Here is a 1261-nt window from a genome sequence, read left to right on the forward strand (position 1 = left end):
AGCGCCAGGATGTTGGTCTGGAAGGCAATGCCATCGATCACACCGATGATGTCCTCGATCTTGCGGCTGCTTTGCTGGATCTCCTCCATGGTGGCCACCACCTGCGCCACCACCTCGCCGCCGCGCCGCGCCACGCCCGAAGCGCCCTCGGCCAGACCGCTGGCCTCGCGCGCGCTGCCGGCGCTTTGCTGCAGGGTGCTGGAGAACTGCTCCATGGTCGCGGCCGTCTGCTGCAGATTGCTGGACGTCTGCTCGGTGCGCGCGGACAGATCCTGGTTGCCCGCGGCGATCTCCGCGCTGGCGATGGCGATGCTGTCGGTGCTGCGGCGCACCTGCTGCACCACGCGACCCAGCGAATCGCCCATGGTCTGCAGCGAGCGCAGCAGGTCGCCCAGCTCGTCGCCCCGCACCGAGGCCTGGGTGCCACTCAGGTCACCGCCCGCGATGCGCGCGGCCAGCGCGTTGGCCTCGGCCAGCGGCTGCTGGATGCTGCGGATCAAAAAATAAGCCCCCGCCACCATGCCCGCCACCAGCAGCGCCACGGCCAGGGCGCCCATGCGCACGGTCACGAGCCGCTCCGCGGCCACGGCCTGCTGCCCGGCCTGGGCATTGCGCTGCTGCAGCTGCACGAAATCGCGCAGCGTCTGCAGGTAGGCGGACACGGCCGGGTTGTAGCTTTGCTTGACCAGCGCGGTGGCTTCGGCCTGCTGTCCCCCGGCCTTCAGCTGGCGGGCCCGCGTGCGCAGGTCGAGTGTGACCTTGCGCGCGTTGGCGATGGTGGCCATCTGCGCCTTGTCGGCCTCTGACAGCGGCAAGGCCTCCAGCGATTTCTGCACCTCGGTGATCTGCGCGGACGTGGCCGCGATCAGGTCCTTGAACTCCGCCTCCACGGCCGGATCGCTGCTCACGATGACGGCCTGCGTGCGCGCGGCATTGGTCTCGGTGAGCCCGGCCCAGCGCAGGGCCGCTTCCACCCGCATGGCCATGTCGGCCGTGACCTGCGCGGAGCGGGCCTGCGTGGCGGCCGAGCGGTAGGCCGAAGTGCCGACCACGGCGGCCAGCGCGATCACGATCGCGGCGACAGCCCCCCAGAGCTTGTGGGAAATGCGCAGATTCTTCATGGCCGATCTCCGTTGGCTCCAACAACCCAGGAAAGAGGTCTCCATGGTGCGCATGGTTGGGTGGCCTTGTGCAGGGCACAAACCCTTGGGCGCGGGCCCGCGCGCCTGAGGAGCCCAGCGCCCGTCGCCGCGGCCGCTGA

Annotated in this window: 1 protein-coding gene; it reads right to left on the minus strand. The window is 70.1% G+C overall.

Annotation, left to right across the window (positions count from 1 at the left end; genetic code table 11):
* The coding region (locus AC27IQ_RS24835) for an MCP four helix bundle domain-containing protein (protein ID WP_487091196.1) at nt 1-1121 on the minus strand (1121 nt) is incomplete at its 3' end.
* Nucleotides 1122-1261: the final 140 nt, after the last annotated feature.

The sequence above is a fragment of the Acidovorax sp. KPB24-07 genome (assembly GCF_057543315.1).